15 protein-coding genes are annotated in these 14,151 nt (G+C 66.3%); all 15 read left to right on the top strand.

The window, feature by feature from the left end; translation table 11 throughout:
* Window positions 1–42 precede the first annotated feature (42 nt).
* The 15 genes from prmC (at window position 43) to murA (ending at window position 13,842) form a co-directional block, all read left to right on the top strand.
* Window positions 43–918 (top strand): peptide chain release factor N(5)-glutamine methyltransferase, encoded by an 876-nt coding sequence (gene prmC, locus NS4_RS30185; protein ID WP_063062893.1) that lies wholly within the window; start codon window positions 43–45, stop codon window positions 916–918.
* 263 nt (window positions 919–1,181) lie between these two features.
* Window positions 1,182–1,847: an L-threonylcarbamoyladenylate synthase gene (locus NS4_RS30190; protein WP_063062885.1), complete on the top strand. Its 666-nt coding sequence runs from the start codon at window positions 1,182–1,184 to the stop codon at window positions 1,845–1,847.
* 61 nt (window positions 1,848–1,908) lie between these two features.
* Window positions 1,909–3,075 (top strand): MraY family glycosyltransferase, encoded by a 1,167-nt coding sequence (locus NS4_RS30195; RefSeq protein WP_063062894.1) that lies wholly within the window; start codon window positions 1,909–1,911, stop codon window positions 3,073–3,075.
* On the top strand, window positions 3,044–3,553 hold the full coding sequence (locus tag NS4_RS30200; protein ID WP_439955823.1) for a Cg1360 family ATP-synthase-associated protein: 510 nt from the start codon (window positions 3,044–3,046) through the stop codon (window positions 3,551–3,553). Before NS4_RS30195 ends, NS4_RS30200 begins: the two co-directional genes overlap by 32 nt.
* 345 nt (window positions 3,554–3,898) lie before the next feature.
* Window positions 3,899–4,675, top strand: coding sequence for a F0F1 ATP synthase subunit A (gene atpB, locus NS4_RS30205; RefSeq protein ID WP_157106330.1), 777 nt, complete (start codon window positions 3,899–3,901; stop codon window positions 4,673–4,675).
* An 80-nt stretch (window positions 4,676–4,755) separates the two neighbouring features.
* Window positions 4,756–5,004 carry an ATP synthase F0 subunit C gene (locus NS4_RS30210; protein ID WP_030522398.1) on the top strand — a complete coding sequence of 83 codons (249 nt, stop codon included), beginning with the start codon at window positions 4,756–4,758 and terminating at the stop codon, window positions 5,002–5,004.
* A gap of 5 nt (window positions 5,005–5,009) precedes the next feature.
* Window positions 5,010–5,570, top strand: coding sequence for a F0F1 ATP synthase subunit B (locus NS4_RS30215; protein ID WP_030522397.1), 561 nt, complete (start codon window positions 5,010–5,012; stop codon window positions 5,568–5,570).
* Between the two features lie 19 nt (window positions 5,571–5,589).
* Window positions 5,590–6,399: a F0F1 ATP synthase subunit delta gene (locus NS4_RS30220; RefSeq protein ID WP_063062895.1), complete on the top strand. Its 810-nt coding sequence runs from the start codon at window positions 5,590–5,592 to the stop codon at window positions 6,397–6,399.
* An 81-nt stretch (window positions 6,400–6,480) separates the two neighbouring features.
* Window positions 6,481–8,118 carry a F0F1 ATP synthase subunit alpha gene (gene atpA, locus NS4_RS30225; protein WP_063062887.1) on the top strand — a complete coding sequence of 546 codons (1,638 nt, stop codon included), beginning with the start codon at window positions 6,481–6,483 and terminating at the stop codon, window positions 8,116–8,118.
* 61 nt (window positions 8,119–8,179) lie between these two features.
* On the top strand, window positions 8,180–9,151 hold the full coding sequence (locus NS4_RS30230) for a F0F1 ATP synthase subunit gamma (protein ID WP_063062888.1): 972 nt from the start codon (window positions 8,180–8,182) through the stop codon (window positions 9,149–9,151).
* A gap of 22 nt (window positions 9,152–9,173) precedes the next feature.
* A complete protein-coding gene (gene atpD, locus NS4_RS30235; RefSeq protein WP_063062889.1) occupies window positions 9,174–10,622 on the top strand; it encodes a F0F1 ATP synthase subunit beta in 1,449 nt (482 codons plus the stop codon).
* 6 nt (window positions 10,623–10,628) lie between these two features.
* Window positions 10,629–11,009 (top strand): F0F1 ATP synthase subunit epsilon, encoded by a 381-nt coding sequence (locus NS4_RS30240; protein ID WP_063062890.1) that lies wholly within the window; start codon window positions 10,629–10,631, stop codon window positions 11,007–11,009.
* A 261-nt stretch (window positions 11,010–11,270) separates the two neighbouring features.
* Window positions 11,271–11,693 (top strand): DUF2550 domain-containing protein, encoded by a 423-nt coding sequence (locus tag NS4_RS30245; RefSeq protein ID WP_063062896.1) that lies wholly within the window; start codon window positions 11,271–11,273, stop codon window positions 11,691–11,693.
* Between the two features lie 102 nt (window positions 11,694–11,795).
* A complete protein-coding gene (locus NS4_RS30250) occupies window positions 11,796–12,428 on the top strand; it encodes a cob(I)yrinic acid a,c-diamide adenosyltransferase (RefSeq protein WP_063062891.1) in 633 nt (210 codons plus the stop codon).
* 154 nt (window positions 12,429–12,582) lie between these two features.
* Window positions 12,583–13,842, top strand: a complete 1,260-nt coding sequence (murA, locus tag NS4_RS30255; RefSeq protein WP_063062892.1) for a UDP-N-acetylglucosamine 1-carboxyvinyltransferase — start codon at window positions 12,583–12,585, stop codon at window positions 13,840–13,842.
* The last annotated feature ends 309 nt before the right edge of the window (window positions 13,843–14,151 follow it).

The raw sequence follows: 14,151 nt of genomic DNA on the forward strand, positions 1-14,151 counted from the left end.
CCGTCCTCTACCCCGCGCCCGCCGACCGGCCAGAATGTCACGGTGACCCGCGTTCAGCTCCGCCCTGTGCTCACCGAAGCGACGGAAGTTCTCGATGCGGCCGGAGTGCCCAGTCCGCGCGTCGACGCCGAGCAGCTGGCAGCGCATATGCTGGGTGTGGAGCGCTCCCGGTTGCTGTTGAACCCGCTGATCGGGGCGGAGCAGCTCGCCGACTATCGGGCGCTGGTTGCCCGCCGGGCGCAGCGGGTGCCGCTGCAGCATCTGACCGGGCGCTCGTTCATGGGTGAGGTAGATCTCGAGGTGGGGCCCGGCGTTTTCGTACCCCGTCCGGAGACCGAGCTGCTCTTCGCCTGGGCGCTCGCCCACCTGGAGGCGGTCCGCCACGATCACACGCCGGTGGTCGTGGACCTGTGCACGGGTTCGGGCGCGCTCGCTCTCGCGGTGGCGCACGCCCGGCCCGATGCCGATGTGCACGCGGTGGAATCGGACCCCGGGGCGCTGGGCTGGGCCCGCCGCAATGCCGACCAGCGCGCCGCCGACGGCGATACCCCGGTCACCCTGCACCACGACGACGTGACCGACCCGCACTTGCTCACCGAACTCGACGGTTATGTCGATCTCGTCGTCGCCAACCCTCCTTACATTCCGGACGGTGCCGAACTGTCGCCCGAGGTGGCCGAGCATGATCCGCACCGCGCCCTGTTCGGCGGCCCGGACGGTCTGGACGTGATCCGCCCCCTGGTGCCGCTCATCGGCCGCCTGCTCCGGCCGGGTGGGGGAGCGGCGATCGAGCACGACGACAGCAACGGCGGGGAACTCGCGCGCCTACTGGCGGCGGACGGGCGGTTCACCGGGATCGTCGAGCATCCGGACCTGGCCGGGAAACCGCGGTTCGTCACCGCTGTACGACTGAATTGACGGTTCCCTGGACACGTGGGCTCCCCCTGGCCGTGCGCCCCGCACAGCGGACGCGGCCCTGCCGAGAGACGCCGGCCCGGACTCAGCACGTCGACGCAAACCCATGGGTCGAGTTTTGCGAGACACCTCGAAGGGTTGAGGCCCGTCTCACCGTTTCGGCCTCGAAGCGCATGCGGCGAAGCCGCGAGTCTCGAGGCGTGAACGGCGAGACCAAGGGGGCCTCAACCCCGCCCCGCCGGAGGCGGGGCCATACTATTGTGCGCGTGAGTACCGTCTACGACTGCGCCGATCCCGACTCGCGCGCCGCCGGCCTGGCCGCGGCTACCAGTGCTCTGAGATCGGGGCGGTTGGTCGTAGTGCCCACCGATACGGTTTACGGTCTGGCTGCCGACGCGTTCGATTCCGCTGCTGTCGCGTCGTTGCTGGCGGCCAAGGGCCGGGGACGGGATATGCCGGTTCCGGTGTTGGTGGGTTCGTGGAACACCATTGACGGGCTGGTGTTCTCGGTGCGGCCGCAGGCGCGTGAGCTGATCCGGGCATTCTGGCCCGGCGGCCTCAGTATCGTTGTGCAGCAGGCTCCTTCGCTGTCCTGGGATCTCGGCGAGGCGCGCGGCACGGTGATGTTGCGCATGCCGTTGCATCCGGTGGCGCTGGAGTTGTTGCAGGAGGTCGGTCCGCTGGCGGTGTCCAGTGCCAATATCTCCGGCAGGCCCCCGGCCGAGAATGTGTCGCAGGCGCGGGAACAGCTCGGCACCCAGGTGGGTGTATTCCTGGACGGCGGTCCCGCTCAGCACGCGAAGCCGTCCACCATTGTCGATCTCACCGCCGATCAGCCGCGGATCCTGCGCGTGGGCGCGGTGTCGACCGAGGCGGTCGCCGAAGTACTGGGGGTCAACACCGAGACGTTGATCGGGTCCGTCGCGCGGTGAACGTACCGGTTTCGATGCAGGTACCGGCGGTATCCCCGGTCGCGGGGCGGTGGTCGGCGCAATGACCGGTTACGGTGCGGTCGTCCCGCTACGCGAGCTCCTACTGGTGTTGCTGATCTCGGCGGTGGTGACATTTCTGGCCACCGGGGGGATCCGGACGCTGGCGATCGGGTTCGGCGCGGTGGCCATTCCGCGGGACCGCGATGTGCACGTCAAACCGATTCCGCGAATGGGCGGGGTGGGCATGTACATCGGCGTGGTGGCGGCCGTTTTGTTCGCTCATCAGTTGCCGGCGCTGCGCCGCGGCTTCGATTACCGGCCCGATATCGCCGCCGTGCTGGTCGCGGCGACGATCATCGTCGGGGTGGGCATTGTGGATGATCGCTGGGGTTTGGACGCGCTCACCAAATTCGCCGGTCAGGTCACCGCCGCCGGGGTGATGGCGGTGATGGGCCTGGGCTGGTACCTGATCTACGACCCGTTCAACAACAGCACCGTCGTCCTCGACGGATTACAGGGCGGCCTGGTCACCGTCGCGGTCGCGGTGACCTTGATCAACGCCATGAATTTCGTGGACGGACTGGACGGATTGGCTGCCGGCCTGGGGCTGATCGCTTCCTTCGCGGTGTTCGCGTTCGCGGTCGGCCTGCTCACCGAGCAAGGTGGTTCGGTGGACAGCTATCCACCCGCGCTGCTGGCCGCCGCCATGGCCGGGGCCTGCCTCGGATTCCTGCCGCACAATTTCTCGCCGGCCCGGATCTTCATGGGTGATTCGGGATCCATGCTGATCGGGTTGGTACTGGCCGCGGTGTCGACCAGTGCGTCCGGCCGGATCCCGCTGCAGGGTTACGGCCCGCGCGATATCGTCGGCCTGCTCTCGCCGCTGCTGCTGGTCGGCGCGGTGATGTTCATTCCGGTGCTGGATCTGCTGCTGGCGATCGTGCGCCGGGTGCGGGCCGGGGTCAGTTTCTCCACGCCCGACAAGATGCATCTGCACCACCGACTGTTGCAGATCGGGCATTCGCAGCGCCGGGTGGTGCTGGTGATCTATCTGTGGGTCGGCATCCTCGCGTTCGGAGCGGTCGGCACCTCGGTGATGGACCGCCGGGTCGTGGTGCTGATGATGGCCGCCGGCCTGCTGTTCGCGCTGGTCGTGACGGCTGTTCCGGGGTTGTGGCGGCGGCAGGCGCGCCGGGATGCGGCGGGCTCGGTCTCGGAGTCCGGGTAGAGTTCGGACCGTGTCGACGAGTCCCGCCAGTCCCAGCACCTCCGACAGCGCCGATGCCCCGCTTCGTGCGGCGCTGCGCTACGGACTGATCGGTCTGGTCGTTTTGACGGTGCTGGCGGCGGCGATCGCCACAGCGCTGGCCGGCGCCGCCGGGCTGTGGGGTGCCCTGCTGGGCGCCGCGATCGGTGGGGGATTCATCCTGACCACAGCGGTGGTCGTGCTGCTCGGCGCGAAACTCCCGCCGTCCACCGCCGGGCTGATCATGCTGGTCAGCTGGGTCGGAAAGCTGCTGGTGGCGCTGATCGTGGTCGCGATTCTGCAGCGATTCGACTTCTACGACCGGGTGGCGCTGTTTCTGACCGTCGTGGGGGCCCTGGTCATTGTTCTGGGAGCCGAAACTTACGGTGTATTGCGACAGAAGACTCCCTATGTAACCATCACTGAACAGGGTGGAAAAGAGGACTCCGACCAGGGCTGACCAGCCTCTACGACAATTTGTCGTAGATTACATCGCCCCCGCTACACGTTGTCGTAGTTCTCTTGGTAAAGTATTGGTAAGCAAGCGACTATGCCAGGGGCGCCGACCCGGCCCGACCAGCTACCGCTATGCTACTGCCGTGCCGTGCTCGTAAAAGGGTTCGGTTCTGCATGTCGACGATGTCGCCGACACACGTACAGACGCCAGCGCGGATCGCCGCTACAGCTGCTGACGACCTCGAGCCGACCTCAGTCGACCCACATTGATCGTCAATGTCCGATCGAACCGCGGGAGCGAAAACTTCCCGCGGCCCGAACACGGGAGAGAACGCTGAGCGTCACTACCTTGGCCGCGGAGTTTCACGCGCCGTCGCTAACCGACTTCTTCCCTCCGGCGGTGCTGTTCGAAGGGACCCCCTTCGAACTCGATCGGCTGATGCTGGTCCGGCTCGTGATGACCGCCGTCCTGATCGCATTCTTGTTCCTGGCTTTCCGGACCCCGCGAATCGTGCCGAAACGGCTGCAGAACGTCGGCGAAATGGGCCTGGTCTTCGTCAAGGAGCAGATCTGTGACGAGATCCTCGGCAAGGAAAACGGCCGCAAGTTCTTCCCGCTCATCGCGACGATCTTCTTCACCGTCCTGTTCCTGAACTTCTCGGGTGTGATCCCCGGTCTGAACATCTCGTCGAACGCGCGTATCGGCATGCCGCTGGTACTGGCCGTGATCGCGTATATCGCGTTCAACTACGTGGGCATCAAGAAGTACGGCTTCTTCACCTATATGCGCAGCAGCATCGTCGTTCCGAATGTTCCGCCGGCCATGCACGTCCTGCTCATTCCGATCGAGTTCATTTCGACCTTCGTGCTGCGGCCCTTCACGCTGACCGTCCGTCTCATGGCCAATATGCTCGCCGGTCACATCATGTTGGTGCTGTTCTTCAGCGCGACCCAGTTCTTCCTCTTCGACGCGGACGCCTGGATGAAGGTGTTCTCGCCCTTCTCGTTGCTGGGCGGGCTCGCATTCACGCTGTTCGAACTGCTGGTCATTTTCCTGCAGGCCTATGTGTTCGCGTTGCTGACCGCCGTGTACATCAGCCTTGCCCAGCACGCCGACGAGCACTGACCGACGACCGGAACAACCGATAAGGACCTGCTGCACCACGCCGTCCGGCGGGTGAGCAACAGAAAGGGAATGGAAGACTCATGAGCCTCTCGTACCTGGCCCAGGAAGCTGCCACCAACGAATCCACGCTGAAGGGCCTCGGCGCTGTCGGCTACGGCCTGGCCGCCATCGGCCCGGGCATCGGCGTCGGTATCGTCGTCGGTAAGGCGATCGAGGGCATTGCCCGTCAGCCCGAACTCTCCGGCACCATCCGGACCAACATGTTCCTCGGCATCGCGTTCACCGAAGCCCTGGCGCTGATCGGTCTCGTCGCCGGCTTCATCTTCTGATTCCGATGAACGAGTTCATTCTGCTCGCAGCGGCTGAGGGAGAGGATGTGAATCCTCTCATCCCCGCGACGTACGACATCGTCTGGTCGGCGGTCTGCGTGGCGATTATCGCCTTCGTGGTCTACAAATACGCCGTTCCGCGCCTGATGAAGGTGCTGGACGAGCGCGCCGACAAGATCGAGGGTGGCATCGATCGGGCCGAGGCCGCGCAGGCCGAAGCCCAGGAGACGCTGCAGCAGTACCAGAAGCAGCTGGCCGACGCCCGCCTCGAAGCCGCGAAGATCCGCGAAGACGCCCGCACCCAGGGCCAGCAGATCCTCGCCCAGATGAAGGCCGACGCCCAGGCCGAGAGCGACCGTATCGTCGCGGCCGGGCACACCCAGCTGGAAGCCCAGCGCCAGCAGATCCTGACCGAGCTGCGTGCCGAGGTCGGCCGCACCGCGGTGGACCTGGCCGAGAAGATCATCGGGCAGTCGGTATCGGACGAGGCCAAACAGGCCGCGACGATCGAGCGATTCCTCGACGAGATCGACCGTTCGGACGCCGGTATCGGGGTCGGAAGGTAACGACGGAGGAGTGAAAACCATGTACGCAGCGAGCCGTGAGGCCAGCTCCCGGTCCAAGGAGGCGCTTCGGGCCGCGCTGACCGGAAGCAACGGTGTTGCGGCCACGACGGGGTCCGAACTGTTCGCCGTTGTCGACGTACTGGACGACCAGCGTCCGCTGCGTGTGGCGCTCGCGGACGTATCGGTGCCCGGTTCGGCCCGCGCCGAACTGAGCGAGCGGATCTTCGGGAGCCAGGTCAGCGCTGCCACTCAGGCGGTGCTGACCACTGCGGTCGCCCAGGACTGGTCGCGTGCCCGGGACCTGGTCGACACCCTGGTGCTGCTCGGTCAGCTGGCATACCTGGAATCGGCCTCCGAACAGGGCCGGCTGACCGCCGTAGAGGACGAACTGTTCCGCTTCGGCCGGATCATCGCCGACAACCCGGAGCTGGAACAGGCCCTGTCCGACCGCGCCGCCTCGGCGGCGGCCAAACGGGAACTGCTCGAGCGCCTGCTGTCCGGTAAGGCCGAGCCCATCACCCGGGCTCTCGCCGAACAGGTGGTGACCAGGCAGAACGCCGGGATCGGTGTGGCCTTCGACGAACTGTCCGACCTGGCCGCGGCCCGGCGCGAACAGATCGTGGCGCACGTCCGGTCGGCGATCGAGCTGACCGACTCCCAGCGTGAACGGCTGGGCGGCGCCCTGGCGCGTATCTACAACAAGGCTGTCACCGTGCATGTCGAGGTCGATCCCGAACTGTTGAGCGGGCTCGTCGTGCGCATCGGCGACGATGTGATCGACGGCAGCGCGATCGGCCGACTGGACCGGTTGCGCCGCTCGCTGACCTAGCGGCGGGGCGCCGGGCGCGGTCCGGCGTGAACCGCTCAACACCCCCGACATTCCAGACCAGAGACCGAGAGCAGGAAGAACATGGCGGAGCTGACGATCTCCTCCGACGAGATCCGTAGCGCGATCGAAAGCTACACCCAGAGCTACACCCCGGAAACCTCCATCGAGGAAGTCGGTGTCGTCACCGATACCAGTGACGGCATCGCGCACGTCAGCGGCCTGCCTTCGGCCATGGCCAACGAGCTGCTCGAATTCCCGGGCGGTGTGCTCGGCGTCGCGCTGAACCTCGAGGACCGTGAAATCGGTGCCGTCGTCCTCGGCGAGTTCGCCGAGATCGAAGAGGGCCAGCAGGTGCGGCGCACCGGCGATGTGCTCTCGGTCCCGGTCGGCGACAAATTCCTCGGCCGCGTCGTGAATCCGCTCGGTCAGCCGATCGACGGTCTGGGCGAGATCGAGGCCGACGACCGTCGGGTCCTCGAACTGCAGGCCGCCACCGTGCTGGAGCGTCAGCCGGTCGAGGAGCCGCTGGCCACCGGTATCACGGCCATCGACGCCCTGACCGCCATCGGCCGCGGGCAGCGCCAGCTGGTCATCGGCGACCGCAAGACCGGTAAGACCGCGGTCTGCATCGACGCCATCCTGAACCAGAAGGCCAATTGGGAGTCCGGCGACCCGACCAAGCAGGTGCGCTGCATCTACGTGGCGATCGGTCAGAAGGGTTCCACCATCGCGGGTGTCAAGGCCGCCCTCGAGGAGCACGGCGCGCTGGATTACACCACGATCGTGGCGGCCCCGGCCTCCGATTCCGCCGGCTTCAAGTGGCTGGCCCCCTACACCGGTTCGGCCATCGGCCAGCACTGGATGTACCAGGGCAAGCACGTCCTGATCGTGTTCGACGACCTGACCAAGCAGGCCGAGGCCTACCGCGCCATCTCGCTGCTGCTGCGCCGCCCGCCGGGCCGCGAGGCCTACCCGGGTGACGTCTTCTACCTGCACTCGCGTCTGCTGGAGCGTTGCGCCAAGCTCTCCGACGAGATGGGCGGCGGTTCGATGACCGGTCTGCCGATCATCGAGACCAAGGCCAACGACATCTCGGCGTTCATCCCGACCAACGTCATCTCCATCACCGACGGTCAGGTCTTCCTGGAATCCGACCTGTTCAACAAGGGTGTCCGTCCGGCGATCAACGTCGGTACCTCGGTCTCCCGTGTCGGTGGCGCCGCCCAGACCAAGGGTATGAAGAAGGTCGCCGGTTCGCTGCGTCTGGAAATGGCGCAGTACCGCGAGCTGGAAGCCTTCTCCGCGTTCGCCTCCGATCTGGACGCCGCCTCGCTGGCCCAGCTCGAGCGCGGTGCCCGCTGGGTGGAGCTGCTCAAGCAGGACCAGTACTCGCCGGTGGCGGTCGAGGACCAGATCGTTTCGATCTACCTGGTCGACGGCGGCTACTACGACTCGGTGCCCGTCGGTGACATCCGCCGGTTCAACACCGAGCTGCTCGAGGATCTGCACAGCAACGCCGCCGATGCCTTCAAGAGCATCGCGGGTGGCAAGGTGCTCGAGGGCGACGCCGCCGAGCAGATCAAGACCGCGACCGACAACTTCAAGCAGGGCTTCCTGGCCTCCGACGGCACCCGCGTGGTGAACGAACCGGGCGCCGACGAACTCGGGCACGAAGAGGTCGAATCGCTGTCGGTCACCCGCAAGCACGTCGAGAAGTAGACCGGGCGAACCATGCGCTGTTTTCCTGTAACGCCGCGAACGAAGGGAGTGTGAACCGCCGATGGCCAACTTGCGCGAGCTGCGCTCCCGTATTCGTGGTATCAACTCGATCAAGAAGATCACCAAGGCCCAGGAGCTGATCGCGACCTCGCGCATCTCCAAGGCCCAGGCCCGGGTGGCGGCCGCCAAGCCGTACTCGGAAGAGATCACCAAGGTGGTCGCGGAGCTGGCGAGTGCGTCGAAGAATCTGTCGCATCCGCTGCTCACCGAACGCCCGGACCCGAAGCGTTCCGCGGTGCTGGTGATCACCAGCGACAGCGGCATGTGCGGTGGTTACAACTCCAATGTGCTCAAGCGGGCCGAGGAGCTGATGACCACCCTGCGCGACGAGGGCAAGGAACCGGTGCTCTACGTCATGGGCAACAAGGGCCTGACGTACTACACCTTCCGCAACCGCCGGCCGGTCGCGTCCTGGACCGGGTTCTCGCAGCAGCCGAAGTACCCCGATGCCTCGGCGGCCTGCAACCATCTGGTCGAGAGCTTCATGGCCGGGTCCGCGGGGCAGGTTGCGGCGCCGGACGGCACCGGTGACATCGCGGGCGTGGACGAGGTCCACATCGTCTACACCCGATTCGTGAGCATGCTGACGCAGACCCCGGAGGTGCGCCGGATGGCGCCTATCCAGGTCTCCTTCGTCGACGAGAACTTCGACCTGGGCGCGGATATGCTGTCCGATTCGCCCACGGCCGAGGTGCACGCCCAGTACGAATTCGAGCCCGACGCCGATGTGCTGCTGGCGGCCCTGCTGCCCAAGTACATCAACACGCGGATCTACGCGTCGTTGCTCGAGGCAGCGGCATCCGAGTCGGCGGCTCGGCGCACCGCAATGAAGGCGGCCACCGATAACGCCAACGAATTGGCGAGTTCCCTGTCCCGGCAGGCCAACTCGGTGCGTCAGGCCAACATCACGCAGGAAATCAGCGAAATCGTCGGCGGCGTGAACGCCCTGGCGGCCAGCTCGGAACGCGACTGAGACGCAGGAAGAGAAACCAGAAATGACCGCAGCTGTTACTCGAGAAGACTCGAGCCGGACCGGCGCCGCCACGGGCCGCGTGGTCCGCGTCATCGGCCCCGTCGTGGACGTCGAATTCCCGCGGGGCTCCATCCCAGAACTGTTCAACGCCCTGGCCGCCGATATCGCCCTGAAGTCGGTCGCCAAGACGCTGACCCTCGAGGTCGCCCAGCACCTCGGTGACAACATCGTGCGCACCATCTCGATGCAGCCCACCGACGGCCTGGTCCGCGGCGCCGAGGTCCGTGACTCCGGCAAGCCGATCTCGGTGCCCGTCGGTGACGTCGTCAAGGGCCACGTGTTCAACGCCCTCGGTGACTGCCTCGACACCCCCGGCCTGGGCCGCGACGGCGAGCAGTGGGGTATCCACCGCAAGCCGCCGAGCTTCGACCAACTCGAGGGCAAGACCGAACTGCTGGAAACCGGTATCAAGGTCATCGACCTGCTGACCCCGTACGTGAAGGGCGGCAAGATCGGTCTGTTCGGTGGTGCCGGTGTCGGCAAGACCGTGCTGATCCAGGAGATGATCACCCGTATCGCGCGGGAGTTCTCCGGTACCTCGGTGTTCGCCGGTGTCGGTGAGCGCACCCGTGAGGGCACCGACCTGCACCTGGAAATGGAAGAGATGGGCGTCCTGCAGGACACCGCCCTCGTCTTCGGCCAGATGGACGAGCCGCCGGGCACCCGTATGCGGGTGGCCCTGTCCGCGCTGACCATGGCGGAGTACTTCCGCGATGTGCAGCACCAGGACGTGCTGCTGTTCATCGACAACATCTTCCGGTTCACCCAGGCCGGTTCCGAGGTCTCGACCCTGCTGGGCCGCATGCCCTCGGCGGTCGGTTACCAGCCGACCCTGGCCGACGAGATGGGTGAGCTGCAGGAGCGGATCACCTCGACCCGCGGCCGGTCGATCACCTCGCTGCAGGCCATCTACGTGCCCGCCGACGACTACACCGACCCCGCCCCGGCGACCACCTTCGCCCACCTGGACGCGACCACCGAGCTCTCCCGCCCGATTTCGCAGAAGGGTATCTACCCCGCCGTCGACCCGCTGACCTCGACCTCTCGTATCCTCGAGGCCTCGATCGTCGGCGACCGGCACTTCGCGGTGGCCAACGAGGTGAAGCGGATCCTGCAGAAGTACAAGGAACTGCAGGACATCATCGCCATCCTCGGTATGGACGAGCTCTCCGAAGAGGACAAGGTCCTCGTCGGCCGTGCCCGCCGGCTGGAGAAGTTCCTCGGCCAGAACTTCATCGTGGCCGAGAAGTTCACCGGCCAGCCGGGTTCGGTCGTGCCGCTGGAGCAGACCATCGACGACTTCGACCGGGTCTGCAAGGGCGAATTCGACCACTTCCCGGAGCAGGCGTTCAACAGCTGCGGTGGTCTCGACGATGTCGAGGCGGCCGCGAAGAAGATCGCCGGAAAGTAGTCCTTCATGGCGGATATGTCAGTTGATCTCGTCGCCGTCGAGCGGCGGCTCTGGTCGGGCCGGGCGACTTTCGTCAGCGCCCAGACCACCGAGGGACAGATCGGCATCATGCCCGGTCACGAACCGCTCCTCGGCCAGCTGGTCGAGGGCGGCACAGTGACCATCGTCGATACCGACGGCACCCGGATCGTGGCCGCGGTCCACGGCGGCTTCTTCTCGGTCACCGCCGATACGGTGCGGGTCTTGGCGGAGTCCGCCGAGTTCTCCACCGAGGTCGATGTCGCGGCCGCACGTCAGGTGCTGTCCGACGGATCGGCGTCCGCGCAGGCCCAGCTGGCTGCACAGGGCCGGGTCCGCGCGGTGGAACAGGCCGGCGCGGCGTCCTGATCTCCTGCGGGAGCACAACAGAATGATCTCGGCTCCGGCCGGCGACGAGGATTCGTCGCCGGCCGGAGCCGTTTCGCCGGTGCCCCGGTTCATACCGGCGTTGCCCGCGGGCGCCTCCGGGATCGATGACATCGCATTATCCGAGACATCCCCGTGCCATTTGTAAACTGGTTCATGGTTGAATGGCCGCGGGTGCATCTGCCGGTCCGATTCGGCGATCGCCTCGGATGAGCGAAGGGATGTGCAGCATTGCAGACCGGGATGGTGCTTCTGATCATTCTGGTGCTCGTGCTGGTCGCATTGGCTCTGGTTTCTACTTATCGGCTGGCCATGTTGCGGCGCGGCGGCACCGCGGCCATTCTGCGCGTACTCCCGGCTCGCGGCGGGGAACGCTGGCGCCACGGCGTCATCCGCTACGACGAGGATCACCTCGTCTTCTTCAAACTCACGAGCCTCAAACTCGGCGCCGATTCGGTGATCCGTCGCCGCGGTATCGAGATCGGTGAACGCCGCCGCCCGCAGGGTGACGAGCACGACATCATGACCGAGGAAATCGCGGTGATCGGGGTATCCGATCGCAACGGCGACTATGAGCTGGCGCTGGACCGCGCGGCGCTGACCGCTTTCCTGTCCTGGGTCGAGTCCAGGCCCTCGGAGCGGGCCCGCCGGTTGCGCGGTCACTGAAGCCCGGCGGCCGGTTGTGTGCCCGGCCTCCTGTCGGCGGCGGCGCAAATGCGCATCCGCCGCAACCCCCTCCTCGTCCGGACGGACGTTAGGGTGGGTTCTGTGAGCGTGCACCTGACGCGGATCTACACCCGCACCGGCGACGACGGGACCACCGGTCTCAGTGATTTCTCCCGGGTGCCGAAAACCGATCCGCGCCTGGTCGCCTACGCCGACTGCGACGAGGCCAATGCCGCCCTCGGGGTCGCCATAGCTCTCGGCGGTCCGGATCCGGAACTGGCAGCGGTCCTGCGCGGGGTCCAGAACGACCTCTTCGACGCGGGCGCCGATCTGTCCACTCCGGTGGTGGAGCACCCGAAGTATCCGCCGCTGCGTATCACCGCGCGCTATATCGAACGCCTGGAACAGTGGTGTGACCGGTTCAATGCCGAGCTGGCTCCGCTCGACTCGTTCATCCTGCCCGGCGGGACCCCGCTCGCCGCGCTGCTGCACACCGCACGCACGGTCGTCCGGCGCGCCGAACGTTCGGCGTGGGCGGCTGTGGAAGCACATCCCGGCGACACGAGCGTCCTGCCGGCCAAATATCTCAACCGGCTGTCCGATCTGCTGTTCATCCTCAGCCGCTACACCAATCCCGGCGGTGATGTGCTCTGGCGGCCCGGTGGTGGCCGGACGAACGAGGGCGGGGCGGCGACTGCGGACGAAGCGGGCGCGGGTACTGCCCCCGAAAGCTGACGGATTCCGTCGTAACGGTGGAGACTGCTGCTGGCGATCGGGTTGCCGAGTCGCCGCGCGCGAGGGTTCGGCGTTGTCTCGACCGGCAGCGTGATGTGATCGTTGGCGCTCTATCCTTGCACTCACTGGTGCGCCGAATACTCGGAGAGGCGGCATGGAACGGTTTTTGGTAACTGGCGGCAACCGGCTGGTCGGTGAGGTCTCGGTGGGAGGCGCCAAGAACAGCGTCCTGAAACTTATGGCCGCTGCTCTGCTCACCGAAGGCAAGACCACCATCACGAACTGTCCGGACATCCTCGACGTGCCCCTGATGGCCGAGGTACTGCGCGGTCTCGGCTGTGATGTCGAGATCTCCGGCGATGTGGTGACGATCGACACGCCGGCCGAACCCAAGTACCACGCGGATTTCCCGGCGGTGACCCAGTTCCGTGCCTCGGTCTGTGTCCTCGGCCCGCTGATGGCCCGCTGTAAACGCGCCGTGGTGGCGCTGCCCGGTGGCGACGCCATCGGTTCCCGGCCCCTCGATATGCACCAGGCCGGGCTGCGGCTGCTCGGGGCCACCAGCGAGATCGAGCACGGGTGCGTGGTCGCCCGGGCCGACGAGCTGCAGGGCGCGCGCATCCGGCTGGACTTCCCGTCGGTCGGCGCCACCGAGAACATCCTCATGGCCGCGGTGCTGGCACAGGGAGAGACGGTCATCGACAACGCCGCGCGCGAACCCGACATCGTCGACCTGTGCACCATGCTCACCCAGATGGGCGCACGCATCCGCGGTGCGGGTACCTCGGTGCTCACCATCCACGGAGTGAAACGGCTGTCGCCGATCACGCACCGGGTGATCGGCGACCGGATCGTCGCGGCCACCTGGGGTATCGCCGCCGCCATGACGATGGGCGATGTGCGGGTGACCGGGGTCAATCCCCAGCACCTGGCATTGGTCCTGGACAAACTGCGGTCGGCCGGAGCGCGGATCTCGTTCGAACCCGAGGGTTTCCGGGTCGTACAGCCCGACCGCCCGCGCGCGGTCAACTTCTCCACCCTGCCGTTCCCCGGCTTCCCCACCGATCTGCAGCCGATGGCCATCGGCCTGGCGGCGATCGCGGACGGCACCTCGATGATCACCGAGAACGTCTTCGAAGCACGCTTCCGGTTCGTCGAGGAGATGATCAGGCTCGGCGCCGATGCCCGGACCGATGGTCATCATGCGGTGGTTCGCGGTATCCCCCGGCTCTCCAGCGCACCGGTGTGGTCCTCCGATATCCGCGCCGGTGCCGGGCTCGTCCTCGCGGGCCTCGTCGCCGACGGAGTGACCGAAGTGCACGACGTTTTCCACATCGACCGCGGTTATCCGGACTTCGTCGAGAAACTCCAGGCGCTCGGAGCCGGCGTCGAACGGGTAGGAGTGGGAACCTGACCGTTCCCGGCGGCCCGGGCCCGAATACGGTCTCGGAAACAGTCGCTGAAAAGTCGCTTTGACCAGGCGATTTGACATTGAATTAGATGCCACGTAACTTTATCCAAGTCAGAGCGACACGGACACCGACCCGGGGCCCGGAGCGAGGCGGAAACGCCGAGCCGGAGGGACCAGGGAAACGAGGTAGGACGAGGAGCGCCTGGCGATCACACTGGCTCGACCGGGACGCCGATTTGCAATCGGGAAAACGGATGAGCTAAGCTTGAGAAGTTGCCTCACCGATCGAATGGCTTAAAGCCACTAGATGGT

It is taken from the genome of Nocardia sienata NBRC 100364, from assembly GCF_001613205.1.
Taxonomy (GTDB): Bacteria; Actinomycetota; Actinomycetes; order Mycobacteriales; family Mycobacteriaceae; genus Nocardia; species Nocardia sienata.

Coding starts and splice junctions, on each gene's coding strand:
- NS4_RS30195 (WP_063062894.1), top strand. CDS start 1,909: ATGACCGGTTACGGTGCGGTCGTCCCGCTACGCGAGCTCCTACTGGTG.
- NS4_RS30200 (WP_439955823.1), top strand. CDS start 3,044: ATGCGGCGGGCTCGGTCTCGGAGTCCGGGTAGAGTTCGGACCGTGTCG.
- NS4_RS30210 (WP_030522398.1), top strand. CDS start 4,756: ATGAGCCTCTCGTACCTGGCCCAGGAAGCTGCCACCAACGAATCCACG.
- NS4_RS30215 (WP_030522397.1), top strand. CDS start 5,010: ATGAACGAGTTCATTCTGCTCGCAGCGGCTGAGGGAGAGGATGTGAAT.
- NS4_RS30220 (WP_063062895.1), top strand. CDS start 5,590: ATGTACGCAGCGAGCCGTGAGGCCAGCTCCCGGTCCAAGGAGGCGCTT.
- atpA (WP_063062887.1), top strand. CDS start 6,481: ATGGCGGAGCTGACGATCTCCTCCGACGAGATCCGTAGCGCGATCGAA.
- NS4_RS30230 (WP_063062888.1), top strand. CDS start 8,180: ATGGCCAACTTGCGCGAGCTGCGCTCCCGTATTCGTGGTATCAACTCG.
- atpD (WP_063062889.1), top strand. CDS start 9,174: ATGACCGCAGCTGTTACTCGAGAAGACTCGAGCCGGACCGGCGCCGCC.
- NS4_RS30240 (WP_063062890.1), top strand. CDS start 10,629: ATGGCGGATATGTCAGTTGATCTCGTCGCCGTCGAGCGGCGGCTCTGG.
- NS4_RS30245 (WP_063062896.1), top strand. CDS start 11,271: ATGGTGCTTCTGATCATTCTGGTGCTCGTGCTGGTCGCATTGGCTCTG.
- murA (WP_063062892.1), top strand. CDS start 12,583: ATGGAACGGTTTTTGGTAACTGGCGGCAACCGGCTGGTCGGTGAGGTC.